At 68.7% G+C, this 17,183-nt stretch carries 17 protein-coding genes; 5 read left to right on the top strand and 12 right to left on the bottom strand.

Annotated features, from left to right (window positions below; translation table 11 throughout):
- Positions 1-10: 10 nt before the first annotated feature.
- The 5 genes from ABZ370_RS31240 to ABZ370_RS31220 all read right to left on the bottom strand — a co-directional run bounded on the left by ABZ370_RS31240 (position 11) and on the right by ABZ370_RS31220 (position 4,440).
- A complete protein-coding gene (locus tag ABZ370_RS31240) occupies positions 11-598 on the bottom strand; it encodes an ATP/GTP-binding protein (protein ID WP_358627358.1) in 588 nt (195 codons plus the stop codon).
- Positions 585-950, bottom strand: coding sequence for a DUF742 domain-containing protein (locus ABZ370_RS31235; protein WP_358627355.1), 366 nt, complete (start codon positions 948-950; stop codon positions 585-587). Before ABZ370_RS31235 ends, ABZ370_RS31240 begins: the two co-directional genes overlap by 14 nt.
- Positions 950-1,387: a roadblock/LC7 domain-containing protein gene (locus ABZ370_RS31230; RefSeq protein ID WP_358627352.1), complete on the bottom strand. Its 438-nt coding sequence runs from the start codon at positions 1,385-1,387 to the stop codon at positions 950-952. The genes ABZ370_RS31235 and ABZ370_RS31230 overlap by 1 nt, the downstream gene beginning before the upstream one ends.
- Positions 1,384-3,750, bottom strand: coding sequence for a nitrate- and nitrite sensing domain-containing protein (locus ABZ370_RS31225; protein ID WP_358627349.1), 2,367 nt, complete (start codon positions 3,748-3,750; stop codon positions 1,384-1,386). Before ABZ370_RS31225 ends, ABZ370_RS31230 begins: the two co-directional genes overlap by 4 nt.
- A gap of 243 nt (positions 3,751-3,993) precedes the next feature.
- A complete protein-coding gene (locus tag ABZ370_RS31220) occupies positions 3,994-4,440 on the bottom strand; it encodes a DUF6415 family natural product biosynthesis protein (protein ID WP_358627715.1) in 447 nt (148 codons plus the stop codon).
- A 411-nt stretch (positions 4,441-4,851) separates the two neighbouring features.
- Here ABZ370_RS31220 and ABZ370_RS31215 point away from each other — a divergent pair, with 411 nt between their 5' ends.
- A complete protein-coding gene (locus ABZ370_RS31215) occupies positions 4,852-6,246 on the top strand; it encodes a Tat pathway signal protein (RefSeq protein WP_358627346.1) in 1,395 nt (464 codons plus the stop codon).
- Positions 6,247-6,321: 75 nt separating this feature from the next.
- Entirely contained in the window at positions 6,322-6,816 is a 495-nt protein-coding gene (locus tag ABZ370_RS31210) for a TrmO family methyltransferase (protein WP_358627343.1), read from the top strand.
- A gap of 179 nt (positions 6,817-6,995) precedes the next feature.
- Here the strand turns inward: ABZ370_RS31210 and ABZ370_RS31205 are convergent, their stop codons facing one another.
- Complete coding sequence (locus ABZ370_RS31205) at positions 6,996-7,424, bottom strand: ATP-binding protein (RefSeq protein WP_358627340.1); 429 nt, start codon at positions 7,422-7,424, stop codon at positions 6,996-6,998.
- A gap of 483 nt (positions 7,425-7,907) precedes the next feature.
- Between ABZ370_RS31205 and ABZ370_RS31200 the strand changes: the two genes are divergently transcribed.
- A complete protein-coding gene (locus ABZ370_RS31200; RefSeq protein WP_358627337.1) occupies positions 7,908-8,774 on the top strand; it encodes a helix-turn-helix transcriptional regulator in 867 nt (288 codons plus the stop codon).
- Positions 8,771-9,013 (top strand): DUF397 domain-containing protein, encoded by a 243-nt coding sequence (locus ABZ370_RS31195; protein ID WP_358627334.1) that lies wholly within the window; start codon positions 8,771-8,773, stop codon positions 9,011-9,013. Before ABZ370_RS31200 ends, ABZ370_RS31195 begins: the two co-directional genes overlap by 4 nt.
- 331 nt (positions 9,014-9,344) lie before the next feature.
- On the opposite strand, the gene ABZ370_RS31190 is transcribed toward ABZ370_RS31195, so the two are convergent.
- The gene (locus ABZ370_RS31190; RefSeq protein WP_358627331.1) at positions 9,345-10,628 is read right to left on the bottom strand and encodes an O-antigen ligase family protein; all 1,284 of its coding nucleotides are present in this window, start codon (positions 10,626-10,628) and stop codon (positions 9,345-9,347) included.
- A 226-nt stretch (positions 10,629-10,854) separates the two neighbouring features.
- On the opposite strand from ABZ370_RS31190, the gene ABZ370_RS31185 reads away from it, so the two are divergent.
- Positions 10,855-11,247: a gamma-glutamylcyclotransferase family protein gene (locus ABZ370_RS31185; RefSeq protein ID WP_358627328.1), complete on the top strand. Its 393-nt coding sequence runs from the start codon at positions 10,855-10,857 to the stop codon at positions 11,245-11,247.
- 295 nt (positions 11,248-11,542) lie between these two features.
- On the opposite strand, the gene ABZ370_RS31180 is transcribed toward ABZ370_RS31185, so the two are convergent.
- The 5 genes from ABZ370_RS31180 to ABZ370_RS31160 form a co-directional block, all read right to left on the bottom strand.
- Positions 11,543-12,640, bottom strand: a complete 1,098-nt coding sequence (locus ABZ370_RS31180) for a methyltransferase domain-containing protein (RefSeq protein ID WP_358627325.1) — start codon at positions 12,638-12,640, stop codon at positions 11,543-11,545.
- A 502-nt stretch (positions 12,641-13,142) separates the two neighbouring features.
- Positions 13,143-14,177 carry a sporulation protein gene (locus ABZ370_RS31175; RefSeq protein WP_358627322.1) on the bottom strand — a complete coding sequence of 345 codons (1,035 nt, stop codon included), beginning with the start codon at positions 14,175-14,177 and terminating at the stop codon, positions 13,143-13,145.
- Positions 14,178-14,495: 318 nt separating this feature from the next.
- Positions 14,496-15,242 (bottom strand): ABC transporter, encoded by a 747-nt coding sequence (locus ABZ370_RS31170; RefSeq protein ID WP_358627319.1) that lies wholly within the window; start codon positions 15,240-15,242, stop codon positions 14,496-14,498.
- Between the two features lie 7 nt (positions 15,243-15,249).
- On the bottom strand, positions 15,250-15,783 hold the full coding sequence (locus ABZ370_RS31165) for an NUDIX hydrolase (protein ID WP_358627316.1): 534 nt from the start codon (positions 15,781-15,783) through the stop codon (positions 15,250-15,252).
- Between the two features lie 161 nt (positions 15,784-15,944).
- Entirely contained in the window at positions 15,945-16,988 is a 1,044-nt protein-coding gene (locus ABZ370_RS31160) for a serine hydrolase domain-containing protein (RefSeq protein WP_358627313.1), read from the bottom strand.
- Positions 16,989-17,183: the final 195 nt, after the last annotated feature.

Genomic DNA, 17,183 nt, shown 5'->3' with positions numbered 1-17,183 from the left:
ATTGGCCTTTCTACGCGTGGGCGGGCTGTGACCGGTTGATGAGGCGGTCCAGGAAGGCGAGCAGCACGTTGCGGACGTCCTCGTGTGTGCGGGCGTCGACCATCAGCACCGGGATGGCGGGGTCGATGTCCAGGGCGGAGGCGATCTGCTCCTTGGTGTAGTCCTGCTGGCCGTCGAAGCAGTTGGCCGCGATGACGTAGGGCAGGCCGTGCTTGTCGAAGAAGTCGACGGCCGCGAAGGACCGCTCCAGGCGCCGGGTGTCGACCAGGACGACCGCGCCGACGGCTCCCTTGGTCAGGTCCTCCCACATGAACCAGAAGCGCTCCTGTCCGGGGGTCCCGAACAACAGCAGTTCGGCGGCGTCCAGCGTGATCCGGCCGAAGTCCATCGCCACCGTCGTGGCGCTCTTGTCCGGGGTGCCGGTCAGGTCGTCGACACCGACTCCGGCCGCGGTCAGCCTCTCCTCGGTGCGCAGCGGCTTGATCTCGCTGATGGCGCCGATGAGGGTGGTCTTCCCGACGCCGAAGCCTCCGGCTATGAGGATCTTGAGCGTGGGGGGTGGTGTGGCGGCTTCCGCGCCTGCTTCAGATTTGCGCAAGACCGTTCCTGACTCTCCAGAGGAATGCGACGTCTGCCGCCTGGTCGGCGGTCATGGACGGTTGATGGGTGACCAGACCGTGGGCTCGCAGCTCGGCGAGCATCACCGTGGTCGGCGTGAGCCTCATGTGCAGGCGGGCGCTGATCTCCGCCACGGCGATGCCGGTCCCGGTGCACCACCGCAGGACCGTCTGCCACTCCTCCGGGATGCTCCCGGCGGCTTCGACGGGAACAGCTGCGCAGATCAGGGATTGCATGGTGATGCGCTCACCGGCCCCTTGGCCGCCCTGGACCGCCGCCTGCGCGGCGGTCAGGGCGAAGGTCCGCGTCCGGCGCGGCCGCGGGCCGGTCATCACTGCGCCTGGGCGTCCGGGCGGTGGCTGGTGCTCAGCTGCGGGCCGAAGGCGCGGGCGACGCGGACGGTCTCGCGGATGCTCACGCCGATCGCGCCGTTCGGCTTGATGTAGGCGACGAGGTTGCTGCCCTCGCCGCAGGCGGTGACGACGACGTGCGCGTGCTCCAGGGTCACGTTGGTGTGCGTCACCGCCCCTCCGTCCACAGGGAGAGAGAGCCCCTTGCCGAGGCTGGCCAGGCCGGAACAGGCGGCCGCGACCGTCTGCACCTCGGCCAGGGAGAGGCCGTAGCCGCACTGGGCGATGCCGTCGTTGGACAGCAGCACCAGGGCGAATACGTCGGGCACGTCGTCGAAGTGGTCGCGGAGGCCGTCGTACGTGGCGGCCCACCCGGGCGTTTCGGCGGGGATGACGTTGGTCAGCGGCTTGAGGCTCATCGGGTCTCTCCGTTTGGGGTGTGCGTGATGTCGTCGAAGGCGCTGAAGATGTCTTCGATCTCCTCCAGCGGGCGTGTGTCCACCGCCTGCCGGGATATCTCCGGCGGGGTGGCGTCGCCCCGCAGCTGCTCCACCAGGTGGGTACCGCGTCGGCGCTGCGGCAGCCTGGGAGGAGCCTTCGCGCCGGGCACGGACTCGGCCATCGGCGATGCTGCCTGGGCCGTCGGCGGGGCCGGGTATTCCCGGCGTCCGGACTCCCGCGGTGCCGGGCGCGCGGGCGGCTGATGAGGAGCACCACGAGATGACATGCGCTTGACCAGGCCGCTGGCAGTGGTCGGCACCTCCGGCACCGGCTGACCGCGCTCCGCACCCTCCCCTGCTGTGCGGGTGGGGACGGGCATCTGATCCAGCGGCTCAGGGGCCTGTGTGAGCAGGGCGTAGGGCACCAGTACGGTGGCCAGGACGCCGCGGTAGCGCGACTCGCTGAGGGTGACGGTCACGCCGAGCCGCTGGGCAAGGTGGCCGACCACGAACAGGCCCAGCTGGTGCGAAGCCTGCGCGAGAGCGCCGTAGAGGGGAAGTTCGCGCAGGCGGGTGTTCAGCACGTCCATCTGCGCGGGCCGGACCGGCTGCCCGCGGTCCTCGACCTCGATGGCCACACCCGCGGACGCCTGAACCGACCGGACGGTGATCTCGTACGGCTCGGGGCAGAAGGTGGTGGCGTTGTCGATCAGCTCGGCCAGCAGGTGCGTCAGCTCCCCGGCCACTTCCGGGGCGAGCCAGGCTTCGACACGGAAGTCCTTCACGACGCGCTTGAAACCGATCGACTCGCCTGCCGCGTCCATGAGGAGGTTCGCGACGTGGACCGGCCGCTCGTGGGGGTGTTCGAGCTGGCCGCCCGAGAGGATCTGGAGGTTCTCGATCAGCCGCCGCATACGCACGGTGTGGTGGTCGAACTCGTAGAGGTGGGCCATGAGCTGGGGGTCATCGCCGTAGGTTTCCTGCAGCTGGTCCAGCAGCGGAAGGAGCTTGCGGCCGACGATGACAACGGCCCGGGCGCTGACGCCTTCGGTGAATGCGGCGAAACCGCGCCGCTCGTCGTAGACGGTCTCCGCCGCGTCGGCAGCCTGCTGCGCGAGGAGAGCCACCGCGTTGGTGACGTGGTCGAACTCATCGCGGGTGTGCGGCTGCGGTTGCGGCAAAGGGGAGCGATCGGCTCGCCGGCCGTGCTGAAGCGCCCGCACGATGCCCGGCAGCACGTCCTGGGCGACGGTCAGGGCGCTGGTGCTGACCTCGCTGGTGCGGCGGATGACGGTGCGGATGATCCCGACGATGAGCACGGCCAGCGCGACCACGATGGCCAACGAGACGCCGAGCTGCACGTACACCTGAGTGCGGATCTCGTCCGCCCGCTCATACCCGTGGGCCAGCAGGCCCTGCGTCCGCGAAAGGTTCAGCCCGGCGACCTGCCGAGCCACCCTCCCGTAGGCGGCGTCCCACTGCTCCACCGAGCGCGGCAGCCTCTCCACAGAGCCGTTGCTGTTGTTGGTGGGGGCGTTGATCAGGTCCCGCTCGATGCGCTGCACGGTGCGCCACGCCTTGCTGGAGACGATCCGGTCGTAAGTGGCGCGGTCCTTCTCAGGCAGGTATGGAGCGATCCACCGCCGGTACATCACCTGCTGCGACCCGTATGCCGCGGCGAACGCGCGGCGGTGTTCCGCGCTCATCCCGCCGGCGGCCCGGGCCTGCGCCACCAGAGCGTCCTCCTGGCTGGCCCCCTCGGACGCCCAGAAAAGCGCCACCAGCGGCCGGGTCTCCTGCGTGAGCCCGGCATCATCCATCGCCGACAACGCCTGGTAGAACTCGACCATCGTGGACAGCAGATCCGTGTAGTACCCGACGGCGGCGTCCGGATCGCCGCTGCGCAGATCGACTGCCCGGCGGTTCCCCCGCAGCGCGTCGAGCTTGGAGTAGACCCGCTCCACGTACTCCCACTTGTGGCGACGGCTGGTCTCCAGCTCCGTACCGGACAGGTGGCGGAAAGAAGCGACGCCCCGGTCAGTCGCGGCGCGCTGCTTGCCGAGTGCCTTCTTCGCGGCCGCCGTGGGATTGCCCAAGTAGGCTGCGGTCAAACGCCGTTCAGCCTGCGCCCCGACGAACAGCGGAAGACTGGCTTCTCCTCCCAGCTCGCCCGTCGCCGAGTCGTTGCGCAGCCGGGTCTGTTGCTGCCAGTCCCCCCACGCATCCACCACCACGAAGCCCAGGAGGGCGGTGATGGAGACGCCCGCGATGAGAGTGAGGCGGGTTCGTACGGTCAGCCGACGGCGCGGCGCCCGGTGATCGGAGCGGTGCGTGGAAGTCATGAATCCTCGGAAATCGGAATGCGGGAGGTGCGAGCTGGGGTGGTGGACCGGCTCCCGCGGGGAAGCCCCTGGCGCCTGCGGAGGCCGGGAGGGTGCGGCACCGGGGGTGCGCCGCGTCTCGCTCGGGCTTCCGTAGCCGTCCCGGTGACGGCCGATCACCGGGGCGCTTCCAGGGGCGGAAGCCCGAGCCCACGAAGGGGAGCCGAGCTTCGGCACAGGTGTGCCGGACCTGGCTCAGGCGGCTTACGCGACGGGCGGTCTCTCATCGCGCAGAGAACCGACGGCCGTCTGGACGGCTTCCGCGAGGCGACTGGTCCGGCGGCGCAGGGCGGCCGGCAAGGCCCGCGCGGGAACGGGGCGCAGCTGGTGCAGCCGATGTGCGAGGTGAGGCGGCTTCGCAGAGGTAGGAGCGCCCATCACGTGGTGCCGACCTTTCAGTACGCCGCGGATCGAGGAAGAGGAAGGGGGAGCGTGCTGGGCCGGACCGAGGAGATCCTGGGTGACCTCCGCCAGCCGGATCACGTGAATGCAGGACGGCAGGTATCCAGCGGGTATCGGGGCGCGGCACAACCCGCGCGCCTGCCGCAACAGGCAACGGTCAACCGGGCGCTCGGCGCGAGCCGTAGCGAGGACGGCCGTCCGGGCGAGGGGCCGCAGATGACGGCGCAGAGCTTCCGCGAGGTCTTCCATCTCGCCCCGGTCGCGGGGCAGCGGCGTGTCGATGGCCAGGACGCGGTGGGCCAGGAGGCGGACCTCATGCTCGTCGGGTGCTCGCACAGACCGGCGCGCACCAACCGCCTGCCGCAGTCGCCGCCAGGCCACCACCGCCGCGGCGTCGGCAGGCGAAGCCTGGCCGACCCGAGGTACGGCGGGTGCTTGAGTCGGTGACACTGGGATGTCTCCAGAGGTAACGGTGGAGCGGTGGCGGTGTGGCCCGGAGGCCGCGCGGTGGGATGAACTCGATGCTCTTGTCCGGCGGTTGGGCCGTGGAGGAATATCGTCTTGACCAGCGAACCGTGAATCGCGGCGCCGGAACATCCCGTCGAGGGCGTGGATGCCGTCAAAGCCGTCAAAGATCATTTCGGGACCGGGGGGCGCACCATGGCGCGCACACGCAACACCCTGCTTGCGGCCGTCATCAAGGAAACTGGCTGGCCGCAGACCCAGGCGGCCACCCACTTCGTACGGGTTGCCGCCGAGCACGGCGCGGACGAACTGTTGTCGGTAACGCGCTCGCATATCGCGATGTGGATCAGCGGGACACGCCCCGAGGGCCGGGCAACCCATATCTTGTGCGAGACACTCTCGCGCCGCCTTGGGCGCGTCGTCACGCCTGCACAGATCGGGCTCGCACCGGTTGAAGCGGCGGAACCGACAGCCGCGCGCGGCTGGGACGTCGGCAGGGACACGGTGGCCGCACTGGTGGATCTCGGGGACGCATACATGGACATGAACCGCCGACAGGCACTGAAAAGCTCCGCGTACTCGCTCGCGGGAGCCACACTTCCGCCGGACCGCTGGTGGGACGAGACCCTCGACAGAGCGCAGGCTCGCAGGGCCGTCTCCCGGCTCACCGTCACCCCAGCCCACGTCGAGGGCGTCCGCGACGCGATGCGGTTCTACAGCCGCCAGGACCAGCGACTGGGAGGCCGTGCAGGCCGCGACGCACTCATCGCCTACATACGCTCCGATGTCGCGTCCTACATGAGCGCGTCCTTCCCGAGCGAGCAGATCCGCCGGGAGTTCATGACCGCTGCTGCCGAGCTGGTGTACCTGGCTGCCTGGACCGCCTTCGACTCCTCCGAGCACGCCCTCGCCCAGAACACCTTCGACCTCGCCCTCCAACTGGCGGCCGAAGCCGACGACGCCCCTCTGGCGGGGCACATCCTGCGGGCAGCCGCCCACCAGGCCGTCGATCTGGGACACCCCGCTCGGGCGATGGAACTGGCCACCGGCTCGATGAGCAGCCGCCGCTACTCTCTGGCCAGCCCGCGGGAGAAGGCGCTGCTGGGCGTGGTTCACGCCCGGGCTCTGGCCGCGGACCGGCAGAAGACCGCGGCGCTCGCGGCCCTCCGTTGCGCCGAGGGCGACCTCGGCAACGCCGACGGCACGGAGGACCCGGCCCGCGTCTTCTTCTTCGCCGAAGCCTCGCTCGCCCACGAGACCGCCTGCACCCTCCGGGACCTGGGCGATCTCAAGGGCGCGGAGGCCGAGTTCAAACGCAGTGTGCGCACTCGGGCCCTGCCCATCGCGGCACGGACCCACGCGGTCACCCTCGGGTACCTGGGCGATGTGCAAGTGCGGCAGGGGCACCTCGACCTCGCCTGTACCACCTGGTCCACGGCCCTGGACACCATGACCGGCATCCAGTCCGGACGGGCGCGCGACACCGTCGTCCAGATGCGCCGAGCGCTCTCTCCCGTACGCAACCGAGGAGGCAGCGCCGCCGCTGAACTGGACGCACGGGCACGGGAAATGCTCCGCAGCGTAGGCTGACACCACCAGGACGACCTTGCGGCGCGCGCAAGACCACGCAGTGCCCCACCAGCAGCAGGAGATGAGGGAGCGCTTGTGAGCGAGCAGTTCATCACGGTGCCCGTGATCGGTACGGTCGTCGGCGGCCACACCGGGCGCCTCGATGACTACAAGGGGGGCGTGGAGTCGATCATCCGGCTCAACCCGGACTACCCCTTGGAGACGCTCCAGGGCGCGAACGAGTTCTCGCACCTGCAGGTCATCTGGCACTTCAGCGAGAGTTCGCCGGATGATGTCGCCTTGCACGCCCGAAGCCCGCGCGATAATCCCGATTGGCCGGCGACCGGCACCTTCGTCCACCACAACCACCGCCGCCCGCCACAGCTTGGGGTTTCCTTCCCGAAGTTGCTGCGCATCGACGGCCACGATCTCCACGTCACCGACCTCGACGCCGACGACGGCACCCCGCTCATCGACCTTGTGGTGGTCTTCAAGGAGTTTCTGCCGCGCGGCCCCGTGACCCAGCCCACCTGGCCGACGGAGATGCTCGCGGACTACTGGGCCGACGCCAGCCAGCGCCCCAGGGGATAGCCACAGAGCGCGGCCGGGACCGCTGAAGCAGCCCTTCCAGGTGATGGCGGACACCGTCGAGAACGGGTGGCACAGGCCCTTGGGCACCGGTGGCCGAAGGGTGATCCCCTTCTCCCGGCGGGGACTGGCGAGGGCCACGAGGACGAACCGCGTGACACCGGTATCGCTGGCTGCGCCCATCACGCCCTCCCCTCAGGAAGGGCGAGGGTGGCCCAGACCATCTTTCCGTCGCGGCTGCGGCTGACCCCCCAGTCTTCGGAAAGTGCGGCGACAAGCCTCAGTCCACGACCGTTCTCGTCGGCCACGCTTGCGGTCCGCATGAGAGCCGGGGCCGGGCTGCCATCGGTGACCTCGATGCGCACGGTGTTACCGCAGCACATCACCTTCAGCTCCACCCGCCCGCGACCATGCTGGATGGCATTGGTGACCAGCTCGGAAACGATGAGCGTGGCGCTGTCGACGAGCGTTGCCAGGCCCCAATGCCGAAGCCGAGCTGTAGTGATCCGCCGCATCTGCGGAACGCGACGATCCTCCGGGAGGAAGTCCTCCTCGAAACAGCGCGGCACCGCCTGGCGTGCAGCTGAGGGCACGGCTGGCGTGGCGGTCATCGGGGGCCTCCCGCTTTCGACAGCTCCAGCCGCTCGATGTCCATCCAGCTAGCGGCCCTGCAGGTGGTGATCGTGCTGTGGCACATTGCTAGTCTCGGCTCATCAGGGGGCGGTGGGATTACCAGTGCGCCCCGGTCTCTCAGGTTCCTGGCCCGGGCCCCACAGAGGGCGGGACGCACGCGACTTGGGAGCGCACGCCCCCAAGTGCCGCCGGAGAATGGCTCCGGTTCGACTACTGCACCTAGCTTGATGCGCGCGCTAATTAACATTCAAGGGAATCCCCGCACGAGTGCTAATTGGCATGTGCCCCTGAGTGGACAAGGGGTGTTGCAGAGAGGACAGGACGTGTCAAACTCCGAACAGCGCCCTTCTCCTGACAGACAGAAGCCTCGTTCTGCAGGACAGGGACTCCGATCTAGCGAACAGCGCACTGAAGTGAGGGGACAGGTGGCGGCACGACGGGGAGCAACATACCTGCGGGTCATGCTCGGCAAGGAGCTGCGTGAACTGCGCGAGCGGAAGAAGGAGCATGCCGAGGAGACGGCCGGGCCTGCCGATGAGGTGGACTCGTCCACGGCCGAGGCGGTCTCCCAGAAGCTGGGCTTCTCCCGATCGAAGCTCAGTCGCGTGGAGGCTGGCGAGATCCCGTTGCCCAAGTTGGCGGACCTCGAAGCACTGCTGGACGAGTACAACGTCATAGAGCCCAACGACCGCGAAGTCCTGCTTCAGATGCAGCGCGATTCGCTCAAGAGTGAACCCCTGACGACGTTTCGGAACGTGCTCCCCTCCGGCATGCCGCGGTACCTGGGTCTTGAGCGTGAGTCCGTGCGCATCCGGGGCTTTGAGAACAACGTGGTGCACGGCCTGCTCCAGGACGAGCAGTATGCGAACGCCCTCATGGGTTCGGCCAAGATTGTGGAGGAGCGAACGACCGACGCGGTTGAGCGCAGCGTGCAGGCTCGCATGGAACGCAAGAAGCTGCTGGACGGCGACCGCGAGGTTCACATCATCCTGACCGAGGACACCCTGCGTACGAAGATCGGCAGCCCCGAGGTGATGCGCGCGCAGTACGCGGAGATCATTGGCCTTTGCGAGCGAGACAACGTAGAGGTGCAGATCATCCCTGAAGACCTGTCTACCTATCGCGCGGGGTTCTGCTTCACGGTGTTGGAGTTCGACGAGCTGGACCCTGTGGTTCAGAGCGACGGCTATAGATCCATCACCATGTGGTCGAAGCCTTCCGATGTTGGGCAGTACCAGCGGCAGTTCGATGCCATGGTCAAGGCGGCGCCGGGGCCCTCCCAGACGCCGTCATTCCTGATGGAACTCGAAGAGAAACTGTGGAAATGACTGATCACACGAAGGCCGTTCCCTCTACGGAGTTCGCTCCGGATGGGGTGTGGTTCAAGTCGTCGTACAGCGACCAGGGCGGCGGCAACTGCGTCGAGGTCGCCGACTGCAAGACCAAGGTCGGCGTCCGTGACTCCAAGAACACGGAGGGCCCAGCTCTGACCCTTCCCCGCGAGACCTTCCTGTCCTTCATCGACTCGGTGAAGTCCGGCGCCATCACCTCCGGCGTGGTGGACTAAGCGCCCTGCACCAACAAGATCGTGGCGTGTTCCTCCCCAGGGGTTTTGGGGAGGAACACGCCACAGCCTGTGTTCATCGTGCTGCCCTGGACTCTGAGCAACAAGGGCGCATCACGAGCGTACGTACGAAACATGATGTTGCCCTGGCCCCTGCGGTCCCCACACCGTCCCGAGATCGTGGCGAACCTGGGCGGCGGCGGGAAGTCCGCCTCTTGATCGTGGACACCGACGCGCGGCGACCGCCGTGCCGTTGGGCGGCCCGGTTCCCCGGACGCAGGCCAGGCTCCGAAGGCCCTGGTCGGTGACAAGCAAGCGGGTTCTCGCCGCACCCCTAGGGGCGGCGGGCGCGGCGGCCCGACGGGCGGTGGGATGGGGCCGGTGTGCTGGACTCGCGCCAGCCGGGCGGGGCCTCGGCCATGACGAGGGCGAGGACGAACCAGAAGATCATGGCGATGCGGTCCAGGTTGGCCGGGTGGTCCACCGTGGCTGCGAGGAAGAACCCCGTCAGGGCGGCGAGTCCGACGACGCCGGTCACGGACTTCTCCCGGGCGGCGCGGACCGCCGAGGCGAGGGAGATCACGGTCACCAGCACCATGCCGAGCAGACCGGCCACGCCCGCTTCGGCCAGCCAGTTCAGCCACATGTTGTGCGCGTGGACGAAGGTCCTGCCGCTGGGTACGGCCGCGGAGATGGCGGCGCCCGCGCGGCCCAGCCCGACGCCGAGTGGCTGGTCCACGGCGAGGTCGACGACCGCCTTCCACGCCTGGCCCCGGACGCCGAGCGCGTCGCCGGCCCGCGACACCGTCCACAGCGCCACCATCCCGGCCGCGAGGCCGGCCAGTCCCAGGGCCGTCAGCGTACGGACGCCCCAGCGGCCGAGGCGGGGGGCGAGCCAGTACGCGCCGCCGAGTACCAGCAGCCCGGCCGCCGCCGCGACGCAGCCCGCCCGGGAGAAGGTGGTCAGCACCGCGCCGTAGCCGATGAGTCCCACGGTCACGACGGCGACCCGGGCCGTACGCTCGGCGACCGCCACCGCGGCCAGCAGGGCGACCGGGGTGAGGAGTACGAGGAACGCGGCGAGCAGGTTGGGGTTGGCGAAGGTGCCCGTGGCGCGGATCAGCGCGCCGGGCCCACCGCCGCTGTCGCTGTCGCAGTCGACGTCGGTGAAGAGCCCGGTGCGGCAGAAGCCGGTCGGTATCTCGTTGGTCACCTGGGCGAACGCCGACGTGGCGGCGGCCGCCACCGCGGCCAGCGCGAGCAGCGCGACCGCCCGCCAGGACTCGGGCTGCGACCGCCGCACCCCGACCAGCAGATAGAAGGTGGCGACGGCGGTCAGCAGGGTGCGAAGTGGCGCGTCGGGGTGCCCGCCTGCGTACGTGGTGGCGACGGCGGCGAGGAGCAGCAGCGCGACGGCGGGGTCGAGCCGGGTACGGAACGTGGCGAACCGCGGCGCCGTCACCGCCGTCGCGACCAGCCCCGCAAGCACGGCCAGGCGCACCGGTGTGAGGACGCCGACGAGCGGGGCGTCCGGGAAGAAGTCGGTGGCCGCGTCGAGCATGACGATGGCCGTGGCCATGAGCGGAACGGCCTGAACAATCGCGCGCACAGGTGCCATGGCGCCCAAGCGTGTCCGCCCGCGGATACCGGCAGATGGCACGTGCGCGAACAGCGGACGGCGGACAGCGGCTGCGCGGACACCGGATCGGGGCGGGGCGGCCTACTCGTACACCGCTGAAAGAACGACGCCGCAGGGCTGAGACGATTCGTTTCCTTCCTCGTTGGAAAGAGGGTTCATGACGCGCGCCCGAGACCGACTCACAGCCGCCCCTGACATCTTGTACGTGTACGGCACACTGCAATTTGAGCCCGTCCTCCAGGCACTCCTGGGCCGAATACCCACCAGCACACCAACGACCGCCAACGGCTGGCGCGCCGCCGCGCTCCCCGAGCGCGTCTACCCCGGCCTCGTCCCGGCCGCCGGCGCAACGGCAACCGGGCTTCTGCTGGAAGACCTCACCTCTGCTGAATGGGGCGCTCTGGACGCCTTCGAGGACGACCGATATGACCTTCGGCAAGTACATCTGGCCGAGGGCCGACTCGGGTGGGCCTACCTCTGGCCCGACAACGAAGTACTTCCCGAGAACTGGGATGCTGAGGTCTTCGTAGACCGCCACCTCGCCGCCTACGCTGCACGCTGCGCATCGATTGCCGAACAGCGCAACGCCAGCTACTGATCAGACCACCGTGAAGCCCCGAACCGCCGGTTCCGGGGCTTCACCCATGCATATGGCGCGGGTCGTCCGCCGTCGGCGGTCCCGGGTCCGAGATCGTGGTTAACCAGGGCGGCGGCAATGGGAAGTCCTCCCCTGATCGTGGGCACCGACCCGCAGGGGGCGACGGACGCGTCTGGGCGAGCCCGATTCCGGGGACGCAGGTCAGGCCCCGCAGGCCCTGGCCGGTGACAAGCACGCGGGGTTCACGTCGCATCGCATCATGCCGTTGGTCGAACACAAGTCCGCACTTGATGCGTCAGCCGAAGAGCGGCCAGGACGGTCCACTCTCCCGGCTGTCGAGCCATACGGTGTGCTCGTCCGGGGAGATGGTGAGGCCGAAGTCGTGCACGCTCGGACGTCCGGCGTCCTCCCACCAAGCCGATGCCGCCGAGGCTTCACCGAACAGGTCTCGCGGTCCCCACTGGTGCACGGTGTCATCGTCAATGAGCGCCCATGAGTCGTCGCTGCACAGCCAATGGCCGGTGCCCGCTTGCTGCCAGTAGTGCACGCCCGGCAGACGCAGGCCGAGCCCGAACTGGGCGTCGTCGTCGCTCAGGAAGGCGGGGCGGCTGTCGAGATCCTGGTGCCGGGCTGCCTCCCAGTTCTCGTCCGTGAACATCTCCGCGAGGCGCGCTTGGTGTCGCTGTCCGCGCATCGTCATGAACGTCACCGGTGTGATGAACCGGCCTGACGCCTGCCCGTCGTGAACGGTGAGCCGTACCATGCCGTAGGGACACATCGAGGTCTCCCACGGAGCGACGATCACGCCACCCTCGACCGTCTGCTCCACCCATGCGTACGGGAGCCGCAGCATCGAGGCCGTGGCCAGCACGCGATCGAAGGGCGCGCGGGAGGACGTCCCGTCCTCACCGTCGGCGCAGACGGCGCTCACCTCCTGGTAGCCGGCAGCAGCAAGGGAAGCGCGGGCTTGAGCACTGACGCTCGGGTCGATCTCCACACTGGTGACGTGTGCCCGCCCGACCAGGTGAGCCAAGAGCGCGGCGTTGAACCCCGTCCCTGTCCCGATCTCCAGGACCCGGTGCCCTGGCTGGAGGCCGGCTGCGGCGAGCATGAGCGCGACCACGCTCGGCCGGGAAGCTGAGGAGGTCGGCGTAGCCCAGTGGTCGTCCAACGGTTCTCGTCCGCCGTCGTCGATCTGGGTGACCACGGAAACGTCGCCGTAGGCAGCCGCCCACCAGCGCTCCGGGTCACAGCCCCGATCCACCTGTGCGTAGCCCGTAGGTGCGGTGCTGTCGTCCAGCCACACGCGGTCTGGAAGGAACAGATGACGCGGCACCGTCTCGAACGCATCTCGCAACCGGCCGTCGTCCAAGTGGCCGTCCGCGGCGAGCACGGAGACCAGCCGTGCCTGACCGGCCCCCGCACTACCTTCGGTAACCGTCACTTCTTATCGCCGTTTCCCCCGCCGTGCTTCGGGCCGGGCGCTGGTCCGCTTCCGTCTGGGGAGGGTTTTGGCCCGATGATCGGGTCTCCTGGCTTTGAATGCCCGCCCCTACTGTGCTGCTGGGCCTGCACTGATTCCCCCTCCGAGATAGGTTGATTGAGAACTGGAGGGAGCAGTCTGGAGGAGTCCGCCTCCGCACGAAAGGGCGCATGCCGGCGCGAGAACAGCGCACGAACCGACTGCTCCTCGAATTCGGCGGTCACCTCGAACCGGGAGTCAGCACCCCCATGGGCCGTTGCTGGTTCCTCCTCGGCTGCCACCAAGTCGCTTTGGCAGTAGCCGCCAGCCGGGCCTGAGCATGTGGCCTGATGGATTGCGCCGAAGACTCCACAGCCCAGCGGTCGTCGCCGACTGGCTGATCCGACGGCGACGTCCCAGGTGCGTGCCCGGGTCATGCCGCGATTCCGAGTTCCGTGCGGGTTCGACGGATGAACTCGCGTACGGCCTGCTCCCGCCGCCAGGGGATGAGAGCGGCGTTGAATTCGCGTACGTAGTCCTGGGCGCGGGCGGACTGGACTCGGGCGAGGATATCGATGGACCGGTGGCCGAGCTCAAGACCGTGGTCGAGGTCGCGGGCTTGGAGGTGGGCGGTCCCGACAATGGCGAGCCGTATGCCGACGGAGCGGGTGAACACGCCCGGCGGCATCGCGGCGGCCCGCTGGTTCCAGGACAGGGCAGCTCTGGGGTTCCGCAGGTCGCGGAAGATCTCGGCGGCGTCGGCGGACAGCCGGGCGTGGGAGTAGAAGTCGATCCAGGCGGGTTCGTCGCCGCTGTGCTCATCGGCGCGGCCGAGGAGGTTCTCGGAGGCCGCCAGGGCACGGGAGGCAGCTCGGGGGTCGTTGGCGCGGGCGTGTGCGCGGGCTTCGATGAGCTTCGTAAACGCCAGCACCCTCGGTGCTGCGTGTCCCTTCGCGTGGGTGAAGGCACCCAAGGCCATGTCCACGGCCTCGGAGGCGAACCCCCGCATGAGGGACTGCATGGCCATGGTCGTCAGGACGTAGCAGCCGAACTGCATGTCCCCACCTGCGCGGGCGAGGCTGAGCGCCTGGATGAAGTGGCGTTGGGCGGCATCGTGCTCACCGACGTCAAACGCGGTCCAGCCTGCGAGCCGGGATAACTCGGCAGTGACGGAGAAGAGTTCGCGGCCGATTGCGTCGGAGAAGGGTCCCTCCAGCAGAGGGGCGGCCCGGCGGTCGAGGCAGTCGGTGACGGAATTGGCCTTCCAGTTGCCGCCGCCGTACTTGGAGTCCCACCGTCTCGCGTGGTCGGCGGCCTCGCGCAGGTCGTCGAGGTCGACGCGACCGACCTGGGGCCCGCCACGGCGGTCGGGGCTCTCGTCCGTGGGGGCGACGAGCCACCGGATGACGGGGGTGGCGAAGGCGGAGGGGGCGAAGCCTGATCCTGCCAGGAAGGAGCGGCGGTTCACGGAACTCCAGAACGAAGTGGCGGCGTGCAGGCGTCGGCGGGGTAACGCGGGAAATCCAACCCCACCGAGGCATCGATTGTCTCCGCCTGGCCCGAGAAACCGGCGTTGTCTCGTTGGGCGTCATCCGATACGGGCCTGCGTGTAGGTCTCGCGCATGCTTCTCATCACCATAGGTGCCCACGTGGCAACCAAAGGTACTTCCGACGGTACTGACCCCTGGCGGTGTGGTGGGTGTCGGTCGCAACGGCGGTCCATCTGCTGGGAGAGCTTGAGCAGCCGGTCGGCCATGGCGTGCGCGGGCGCCACGATGGCGTGCGGTCACGGGACGATGTGCCGCAGGTAGGCGGCCGGGTTGCTCATGTAGCGCCGCCAATGGTCGACCACTTCAAGGTCCTCCCATTTCACCTGGCGGAAGCCATCGGCTCCGATTTCGATGATGTCCGCGCCGGGGGTACTGGCGAGGATGGGCGAGTGGGTGGCGCAGATGACCTGCGCGCCGCTCTCACCCAGCTCGTGCATGAGCCCGACGAGCTGGAGGCAGGAGGTGAAGGACAAGGCGGCCTCCGGTTCGTCCATGACGTGGAAGCCGGGCGCGTCGAACATGGCGCGGAACATGGTGAGGAAGCCCTCGCCGTGGCTCATGCGGCTGGTGTCCTCGTCCCAGTACCCGGGGACGCCGCCGAGGTTCTCGGTCATGTCGAACGCGGTCTCGGCCCGGAGGAAGAAGCCCTTCTTGTTCTTACGGGGCCCGGCGAGCAACCGCGCCCCGGCCCGGGTGGTGTCCGCCCGCAGGACCTCGCCGAGCGGAGTCTTCGTCGGATCGGGCCGAACGCGGACCCGGGCCAGACGCCCACCGTAGGCGTCCAGCTTGAAGCTCTCCGCGATCGCCTCGACAAAGGTGGACTTGCCCGAACCGTTGTCCCCCACCAGGAAGGTCACCGGTCGGGCGAAAGCAAGGTCCCCTTCGAGGAGCTGGGCCACGGCTGGCACGGTGAATGGCCACCGCCCTCGCTCGGCAGGGCCAGGAACCAGGCCCGCCGGTACACGCACCCGGTCGACGAACATGCTGCTCCTAGTCCTGGCCGTCGAAGTAGGCGGCCACGCCAGTGCGGCGGGCCTCCACCACCACGCACAAGCGCGCGAAATCACGGGACGTCATCAGTGCTTCCCACTCGGCGAGCGGCAGGACGCGGAGCTCGTCGTGCTCGTCCGGGTCCAAGGCGATGCTATGGATCTGCGCCGCGGTGAGCTGACCCCCGTCGAAGATCAGGCCCATCGTGCTGTAGGGCCACTCGGCGCCGGGCGGGCCGAACACCGATGCCAGGAGGCGCGGTGGTCCGGTCGGGGCGATGCCTGTCTCCTCCCGGCATTCGCGGACGGCCGTCTGCCACGGGCGCTCGCCGGGTTCCATCGTGCCGCCCACCATCTGCCATGGGTGCGCGGAGGAATAGACGGAATGCAGGTGGAGCGGATGACCATCTTCGTTGGTGAAGAAGATGGTCGCGAAGCCGGTCGCCCGCATCACCGTGTCGGCATACTGCTCGGGCGGTGCCCAGGAAGGGCCGCCCACCCGCTCACGGGCGGCGGGCGAGAGGTCACGGTTCATGGTGTCTCCTCGCTGTGATCGGTGTGGGCAGCGTTCGGCCGGTCTGCCGGTGACCGGCCTGCCGGACGGGAGCGCTCGGCCGTTCCTGGGTCTCGTCCTACGATGTTCTGGCACTTCGCTCATCACGGTTGTCACCGCGTCTGGTGGAGCCGTGGGCTGCGCTATGCGAAGGCCAGTTGGCGGAAAATGTTGCGGATGTCGGTCAGCGGCTGCCTGTCGCGGGTGTAGTAAAGCTTGTTGGTCAGCAGAACCGCCCACTGGTTCTTGGCGGGGGAGATCCACATGCCGGTGCCGGTGAACCCGTAGTGGACCCATACATCCTCATCGTGGTGGGTCAGGGGGGCCGGGTGCCAGAACAGGCCGCGCTCGGGCTGGAGATCGCCGGTGTGGATGGCCAGCGAATAGTCGGTCCATTTCATTCCGAATCCTGCCCCGGCTGGGGAAGTTGAGGCGTCGAGCATGTAGCGCAGGAAGGCCGCGATGTCGGCGATGGTGGTGAAAGCGCCGGCGATACCGCACACCCCGCCCAGCAGACGGGCCGAGAAGTCGTGGGCTGTGCCCTTGAGATGGGCGTTGGTGTCCTGGTCGAGTTCGGTGGGTGCACACGTGGCGGCGATCGCGGGGGGCAGGGGGCCGAAACGGGTGGCGTTCATGCCCAGCGGCTGCCAGGTCCGTTCCGTGGCGAGCTGGTCCAGGCTTTTCCCAGAGAGGTGTTCGGCGAGGTAGCCGAGGATGAGGGCGGCTCGGTCGGTGTATTCGACGGCTTCGCCGGGTGGCCGGTGAAGGGCCTCGTGCAGTACACCGGCTCGGATGGTGTGCGGGTCGGTGCCGTAGAGGTGCTTCAGCTGGGACCGCAGCGGCACCCCGGCGGTGTGGGTCAGCAGCTGCCGGGCAGCCACCGCGCCGAGCGGGCGGCCGGCGACTTCGTCCCAGAAGGTGCCGAGCGGGGCGTCGAGGTCGAGGACGCCGTCTTCCCACAAGGCACCGATGGACGACCACACGGCGAGGATCTTGGTGAGGCTGGCGGCGTCGAAGATGGTATCGAGCCGCATCTTCACCTCCGGCTCGTCGGGGTCCAAAACGCCTGTCGTTCCGGAGGCGTGGATGCGGGCAGCGTCGCCGACGGCCCATACGGCGCCGGGGTAGACCTTCTCCCGGACACCTTCGTCCAGCACAGCTTCGATACGGTCGGTGCGATACGTCATGGTCTCGTCCTGTTCGCCGTCGGTGTCCCGCTGGGCAGCCTAATGATGCTGACGGGTCCTCACACGCAGTGGCGCGGCGTCTATCGGCAGCCGCGGCTGCCGATACACGAGCCCATGCCCCAGGGAAGGTCCCCCCACAGAAAACCACACAAGTAAATTAAAGTAGAGAGATGGGGGATGACATAGGAAAGACTT

Source organism: Streptomyces sp. NPDC005962 (assembly GCF_040629205.1).
GTDB lineage: Bacteria > Actinomycetota > Actinomycetes > Streptomycetales > Streptomycetaceae > Streptomyces.
This window is presented reverse-complemented; position numbering and strand designations above follow the sequence as displayed.

Coding starts and splice junctions, on each gene's coding strand:
- ABZ370_RS31220 (WP_358627715.1), bottom strand. CDS start 4,440: ATGGAAGACCTCGCGGAAGCTCTGCGCCGTCATCTGCGGCCCCTCGCC.
- ABZ370_RS31215 (WP_358627346.1), top strand. CDS start 4,852: ATGGCGCGCACACGCAACACCCTGCTTGCGGCCGTCATCAAGGAAACT.
- ABZ370_RS31160 (WP_358627313.1), bottom strand. CDS start 16,988: ATGACGTATCGCACCGACCGTATCGAAGCTGTGCTGGACGAAGGTGTC.
- ABZ370_RS31205 (WP_358627340.1), bottom strand. CDS start 7,424: ATGACCGCCACGCCAGCCGTGCCCTCAGCTGCACGCCAGGCGGTGCCG.
- ABZ370_RS31170 (WP_358627319.1), bottom strand. CDS start 15,242: ATGTTCGTCGACCGGGTGCGTGTACCGGCGGGCCTGGTTCCTGGCCCT.
- ABZ370_RS31225 (WP_358627349.1), bottom strand. CDS start 3,750: ATGACTTCCACGCACCGCTCCGATCACCGGGCGCCGCGCCGTCGGCTG.
- ABZ370_RS31195 (WP_358627334.1), top strand. CDS start 8,771: ATGACTGATCACACGAAGGCCGTTCCCTCTACGGAGTTCGCTCCGGAT.
- ABZ370_RS31200 (WP_358627337.1), top strand. CDS start 7,908: ATGCTCGGCAAGGAGCTGCGTGAACTGCGCGAGCGGAAGAAGGAGCAT.
- ABZ370_RS31190 (WP_358627331.1), bottom strand. CDS start 10,628: ATGGCACCTGTGCGCGCGATTGTTCAGGCCGTTCCGCTCATGGCCACG.
- ABZ370_RS31165 (WP_358627316.1), bottom strand. CDS start 15,783: ATGAACCGTGACCTCTCGCCCGCCGCCCGTGAGCGGGTGGGCGGCCCT.
- ABZ370_RS31235 (WP_358627355.1), bottom strand. CDS start 950: ATGACCGGCCCGCGGCCGCGCCGGACGCGGACCTTCGCCCTGACCGCC.
- ABZ370_RS31230 (WP_358627352.1), bottom strand. CDS start 1,387: ATGAGCCTCAAGCCGCTGACCAACGTCATCCCCGCCGAAACGCCCGGG.